Below are 5,925 nucleotides of genomic sequence, written 5' to 3'. Positions count from 1 at the left end.
CCCACAGGTACAGCGCTGATTCGGCAATCGGCGCTGTACCTGTGGGAGCGGGCTTGCCCCGCGAAGAAGTCACTGCCGGTTCAGCAGGCTACTTACCCCTCCAGATACCGCACCGCCAACTGCTCCGCCGCCCCCCGCGCCTGGGCCTGCAAATGCGGCGCCACCAGCATCATCACCTGATACACCACAATCCCCACGTCGCCCTCGCGCCCCAGCACCCGCTGGTAGTCCAGCGAGAACATCAGCGTCAGGGTGATCTGTTCCACCAACTGCCCCAGCGCCTGCGTTTCACTGACCACCTGCCCCTGGCCCTTGAGGCTGGCCAGCAACGCAGCCAGCGTGCGCTTGAGCGCGTTGATCAGGCTGCGCATGCCGCGCGCCAATTTCGGCAGGCGCCCCGTGAGGTTCGACAGGTCCTGGAACAGGAAGCGGTATTGAGCCATGCGCTCGACGATCAGATGCAGGAACAGCCAATAGTCCTCGGCATCCAGGCGCACTTCCAGGGGCGGGTCCAGCAGCGGCATCAGTGCCTCTTCGAAACGCTCGAACAGGCCGATCACCAACGGTTCCTTGCCGTGGAAGTGGTAGTACAGGTTGCCCGGGCTGATGCCCAGTTCGTTGGCAATCTCAAGGGTCGATACGTTGGGCTCGCCCTGCTGGTTGAACAGCTGCAGGGCGCATTCGAGGATACGGTCGCGGGTCTTCATCCAGTCGTTGTGCTCATCGGGTCAGGACATAGGTGCCTGGCGCGGGGCCCAGCGGTGGATAAGTTGCATTACCCAGCTCCACGCGTGGCGCCTTCAGCGGGCCGGAGCGCGGGGTGATCCACTCCAGCCACAGCGGCCACCAGCTGCCGTCGCTGCGCTGGGCATCGTGGAACCAGGCCCGCGGGTCGCTGGAAAGCTTGGGGTTGTCCAGGTAAAAGGCCTTGGGGTTGCCTGGCGGGTTGATGATGCTTTGGATATGCCCGCTGTTGGCCAGCACGAAACGACGCTCGCCACCCAGCAGCAGGGCCGAGCGGTACACCGCGTCCCACGGGGTGATGTGGTCGTTGCTGCCTGCCACGGTAAAGCTGTCCAGGTCGACCTGCTTGAGGTCGATGGGGGTGCCGCAGACCTCCAGCCCGTTCGAGTGGGTCAGCGGGTTGTGCTTGAAGAAGTCCAGCAGGTCGCCATGCAGCGCGGCCGGCAAGCGCGTGCTGTCGGCGTTCCAGTAAAGGATGTCGAAGGCCGGTGGCGTCTTGCCGAGCAGATAGTTGTTGACCCAGTAGTTCCAGATCAGGTCGTTGGGCCGCATCCAGGCAAAAATCCGCGCCACTTCGCCGCCGTCCAGCACGCCACGCTGGTATGAGCGGCGCTTGGCCGCCTCGATGGTCTGCTCATCGGCGAATAGGCTGGCGGGGCTGTCGAACTTGCTGTCGAGCAGGCTGACCAGGTAAGTGGCGCTGCGCACCCGGCGCAGCTGGTGCTTGGCCTTGAGGTGGCCCTGCAGCGCGGCCATGGTCAGGCCCCCGGCGCAGGCGCCGATCAGGTTGGGGTCGCGGTTGCCGCTGATGCTGCGGCAGGCGTTGAGTGCTTCTTCCAAGGCCTGTACGTAGCTGGACAGGCCCCATTCGCGGTGGCGCGGGTCGGGGTTGCGCCAGCTGACCATGAACACCTGCAAACCGTTCTTGAGCATGTACTGGACGAAGCTGTTGGTCGGCTGCAGGTCGAAGATGTAGTACTTGTTGATCTGCGGTGGCACCACCAGCAAGGGCCGGGCATGCTGTTTTTCGCTCATGGGCTTGTACTGGATCAGCTCCAGCAGCTCATTGCGAAACACTACAGCGCCGGGGGTTGTAGCCAGGTTGCCACCGACTTCGAAGGCACGCTCGTCCACCTGGCGCGGCAGGCCGTCGTTGTGGCGCAGGTCGTCGAGCAGGTGGGCCACGCCACGCACCAGGCTCTGGCCACCGGTATTCAACAGCTCCTTGACCGCCAGCGGGTTGAGCAGCGAGTTGCTCGGCGCGAGGGCGTCGTTGATCAGGTTGAACAGGAAATGCGCGCGGGCCCGGTCGTCGGCGTCCAGGTGGCTTTCATCGATCCACAGGCGGGTCTGCTTCTGCCACGCCAGGTAGGCCTGCAGGCCGCGGCGATAGAACGGGTTCTGGCTCCATGTCGGGTCGTTGAAGCGTGCATCGCGGGGGCTCGGCTGATACGGGGTGTCGCCGAGCATCACCCGGCCCAGCTGGCCGCTCAGCGCCAACAGATGGCGGGCGGTGTGCAGCGGGTTGCGCAGGCCATGGCGGCCGACATGGCGCAGTGTCGAGATCAGGTCGCGACCGCGCAGGCCGAGCATCGCGTTCTGCACGTTCATGCTGGTGGCGGGAAGCGTTGTCGTTCCTTTGGCCGGTTTGTCTTTCATGGCAGCACTCCTTCGTCAAGCCACGGTCAGGTCAGAACGACAGCAACCAGCACCCTAGCCGCCGGAGGCTGGGCGGGGGTGCATGACTGCACGCTGACGTTCTTGCTGGAGGAACTTCATGATGATCGGGGCGACGGCCTCGGCCCGGGTGATCAGGAACAAGTGACCGTCGTCGATAATGTGTAGCTGGGCATTGGGAATTCGCCAGGCCAGCAGGCGCATGTTGATCAGCGGGATCAACGGGTCGTCGTCACCGGCCAGCACCAGGGTGGGCTGCTGGATCTTGTGCAGCCAATGGATGCTGGTCCAGCCCAGGCCGGCGAACAGCTGCCAGTAGTAGCCCAGTTTGCCGCCCGAGCGCACCTTGGATGCGTGGTGCATGGCCAGGTCGGGGTCGCGGCGAAAGCCACCGCCGTAGATCAACGGGGCGATGCGAATCACGTGCGACGGCTGAACGTATCGACGCGGGCTGGCCATCATCCACAGCACCTTGGGCTTGCCTGGCACCATCACCGCACCGGCGGCGGTGGCGGCCAGCACCAGCTTCTTGCAGCGCTCCGGGTAGTCGTGGGCGAACTGCTGCGCCAGGGCGCCACCCCAGGACACACCGATCACATTGACCTGCCCGTAATCCAGGTAATCGAGCATGCGCGCGGTCAGCTTGGCCAGGCCCGGGAAGCGGTAAGGGTGGCGCGGAGTGGAGGAGCCACCCACGCCCGGCACATCGAAGGCGATGACTTCCAGGTCGGGGTCGAGCGCCTCGATGAACGGGAACACCAGCTCCAGGTTGGCGCCGATGCCGTTGAAGATCAGCAGTGGCGTCAGGTGCGGCTTGCCCGGACGGACGGCGGTACGAATGGACTGGTCGTCCAGCTCGACGGTCCTGAATATGTAGGGTGGCGGCATGCGCGTGACTCTGATGTGGATGAAGCGCCGTGGCCCCTCCATGGGCGCCACGGCGTTACAACTCAACGTTCGTGAACGTAGGTCCCCGGTGCAGCTTCACCTGCGGCATAGGCACGGTTGCCGAGGCGCACAGGGGCCTTCTTCAGGTCACCGGCACGCTCGCCCAGCCAACTCTGCCAGTGCAGCCACCAGGAGTCGGCATGCTTGTCGGCGTTCTCCTGCCAGGCCAGCGGGTCGCCCGGGCGGTCGGCGCCGGTCATGAAGCGCGACTTGGGGTTGCCCGGCGGGTTGAGGATGCTCTGGATATGGCCGCTGTTGGACAGCACGAACTCGATCTTGCCGCCGAACAGGTGCGCCGAGCGGTAGCACGACTGCCACGGGGTAATGTGATCGTTGGTGCCGGCGACGCTGAAGATGTCGCACTGCACCTTCTTCAGGTCGATCGGCGTGCCGCACACTTCCAGTGCATCGGAACGGGTCAGTGGGTTGTTCTTGAACATTTCGATCAGGTCGCCGTGGAAGGCGGCCGGCAGGCGCGTGGTGTCGTTGTTCCAGAACAGGATGTCGAACACCGGCGGCTCGTTGCCGAGCAGGTAGTTGTTGACCCAGTAGTTCCAGATCAGGTCGTTGGGGCGCATCCAGGCGAACACCTTGGCCATGTCGCTGCCCTCGAGCACGCCGGCCTGGTAGGAATGGCGCTTGGCCGATTCGAGGGTCTGCTCGTCGACGAACAGGGCGACCTGGGTGTCCAGGGTGGTGTCGAGCACGCTGACCAGCAGGGTCAGGGCATTGACCTTTTTCTCGCCCAGCGCCGCATAGTGGCCGACCAGCGCCGTGCAGGTGATGCCGCCGGAGCAGGCACCGAGCATGTTCAGGTCCTTGCTGCCGGTGATCGCCAGCACCGCGTCGACCGCTTCCTTGAGCGCGTCGATGTAGGTCGACAGGCCCCACTCGCGCTGAGCCTTGGTCGGGTTGCGCCAGCTGATGATGAAGGTCTGCTGATGGGAGCGCAGGCAGAAGCGCGCCAGGCTCTTTTCCGGGCTCAGGTCGAAAACGTAGAACTTGTTGATCTGGGGCGGTACCACCAGCAGCGGGCGGGCATGCACCTGCTCGGTGATGGGGCTGTACTGGATCAGTTCGAGCACATCGTTGCGGTACACCACGGCGCCTTCACTGGTACCCAGGTTCTTGCCCACTTCGAAGGCGTCCATGTTTACCTGGCTGGGCATGCCGCCGTTGTTGACCACGTCCTTGGCCAGGTTGGACAGGCCGTCGAGCAGGCTCTTGCCGCCGGTCTCGAAGAACCGTTTGACTGCCGCCGGGTTGGACAGGGTGTTGGTCGGTGCCATGGCTTCGGTCATCAGGTTGATGACGAACTGGCCGCGGCTGATGTCCTGGGGGGACAGGTCGCTGTTGCCGATCCAGTCCTGCAGCTCCTTGCGCCAGGCCAGGTAGGTTTGCAGGTAGCGGCGATACAGCGGGTTCTTGCTCCAGGCCGGGTCCTGGAAGCGACGGTCGTCGCCCTCGGGGGCCAGGCTCGACTTGCCCAGCAGCACGTTCTTCAGCTCCAGGCCGAAATGCGCCACGTGCTTGGCGCTGTGCAGCGGCTGGCGCACGGCCTGGCGCAACACGGTACGGGCAGAGCTCAGCAGATCCTTGCGGCGGATGCCAATGACCGGGTTCAGGCCCAGGGTGTTGTCCGAGGCTTGCCGCTGCAACTCATCGTTGTTCTTGCTACTCATCTACGACGCTCCGTTGTCCTGAGACGAGTACCGGTTTGCTGTGGCAAACGCACAGTCGACAGCCCGGTACTGCTACTCGGGTGACCAGTGATAAGGAACAGCGGTGCTGCGGGCCGGATGCATTCGGCGATGAGCTGCGGGGGAATCTGCGTGTGAAGACTGCCTGCTTTCGCTCGCGACCTCTACAAACCGGCCTGGCCCTGATTGCCTGGAAAGCAATGCAGGGAACTTGCCAGCTCCATTGGTAACCCGACTTCATGTAATGCGCAAGACAGCGCTTGAATGAGCTGTCTGTAAGGCATTCAAACAGATGAGATTAGAAAATGCGCTCTAACTCTTGGAAGGCCTGACCTAGAGCATCAGTTTAACCACCGATTCGGCAGGATCGCGGGCTTTGCCAGCCTTGTGCAATTCATCGAGGTACTCGGCCCAGAGCTGCTCCTGGCGCAGGCACAGCTGCTCGAGGTACTCCCAAGTGAACAGGCCGCTGTCGTGGCCGTCGTCGAAGGTCAGTTTCAGCGCGTACTGGCCGGCAGGCTCAAGGCCGGAGAGGCCGACGTTGATCTTGCCAAATTGCAGGATGGGATTGCCGTGGCCCTGCACTTCGGCGGAAGGCGAGTGCACGCGCAGGAATTCGGCGGGCAGGTGGTAGACCTCGTCGGGGCCGTAGGTGAGGCTGAGGGTCTTCGAGGCTTTGTGCAGGTTGATGGCGGTGGGCAGACGGGCCATGGGCTGAATCTCTGGTTAGCTGATAATGCAAGCTTCGAGAGATTCCCGCCTTTGTGCAAGGGCCTGCTTCGCAGCCCAATCGCCGGCAACCCCGCCCCCCCCCCGGGCACCCCGGCGGCGGCCCCGGGGGGCGCCCGCGGGCCCG

General features: G+C 64.1%; 5 protein-coding genes. All 5 read right to left on the bottom strand.

Annotated features, from left to right (window positions below; all coding sequences use genetic code 11):
- Window positions 1-92 precede the first annotated feature (92 nt).
- Window positions 93-707, bottom strand: a complete 615-nt coding sequence (locus tag ACNQPL_RS26530; protein WP_387522685.1) for a TetR/AcrR family transcriptional regulator — start codon at window positions 705-707, stop codon at window positions 93-95.
- 13 nt (window positions 708-720) lie between these two features.
- The gene (gene phaC, locus ACNQPL_RS26525; protein ID WP_416468378.1) at window positions 721-2,403 is read right to left on the bottom strand and encodes a class II poly(R)-hydroxyalkanoic acid synthase; all 1,683 of its coding nucleotides are present in this window, start codon (window positions 2,401-2,403) and stop codon (window positions 721-723) included.
- Between the two features lie 54 nt (window positions 2,404-2,457).
- Window positions 2,458-3,309, bottom strand: coding sequence for a poly(3-hydroxyalkanoate) depolymerase (gene phaZ, locus ACNQPL_RS26520; RefSeq protein ID WP_346614072.1), 852 nt, complete (start codon window positions 3,307-3,309; stop codon window positions 2,458-2,460).
- A 62-nt stretch (window positions 3,310-3,371) separates the two neighbouring features.
- Window positions 3,372-5,051 (bottom strand): class II poly(R)-hydroxyalkanoic acid synthase, encoded by a 1,680-nt coding sequence (phaC, locus tag ACNQPL_RS26515; protein WP_346614071.1) that lies wholly within the window; start codon window positions 5,049-5,051, stop codon window positions 3,372-3,374.
- Between the two features lie 351 nt (window positions 5,052-5,402).
- Window positions 5,403-5,780, bottom strand: a complete 378-nt coding sequence (locus tag ACNQPL_RS26510) for a DUF971 domain-containing protein (RefSeq protein ID WP_346614070.1) — start codon at window positions 5,778-5,780, stop codon at window positions 5,403-5,405.
- Between the last annotated feature and the right edge of the window lie 145 nt (window positions 5,781-5,925).

The organism is Pseudomonas sp. LFS044 (assembly GCF_047978245.1).
Lineage (GTDB): Bacteria > Pseudomonadota > Gammaproteobacteria > Pseudomonadales > Pseudomonadaceae > Aquipseudomonas.
The sequence above is the reverse complement of the archived record's forward strand: the minus strand, read 5'-3'. Positions and strand labels throughout refer to the sequence as shown.

Excerpts from the sequence above, each read along its gene's own strand:
- ACNQPL_RS26510 (WP_346614070.1), bottom strand. The coding sequence starts at position 5,780 with ATGGCCCGTCTGCCCACCGCCATCAACCTGCACAAAGCCTCGAAGACC.
- phaC (WP_416468378.1), bottom strand. The coding sequence starts at position 2,403 with ATGAAAGACAAACCGGCCAAAGGAACGACAACGCTTCCCGCCACCAGC.
- phaZ (WP_346614072.1), bottom strand. The coding sequence starts at position 3,309 with ATGCCGCCACCCTACATATTCAGGACCGTCGAGCTGGACGACCAGTCC.
- ACNQPL_RS26530 (WP_387522685.1), bottom strand. The coding sequence starts at position 707 with ATGAAGACCCGCGACCGTATCCTCGAATGCGCCCTGCAGCTGTTCAAC.
- phaC (WP_346614071.1), bottom strand. The coding sequence starts at position 5,051 with ATGAGTAGCAAGAACAACGATGAGTTGCAGCGGCAAGCCTCGGACAAC.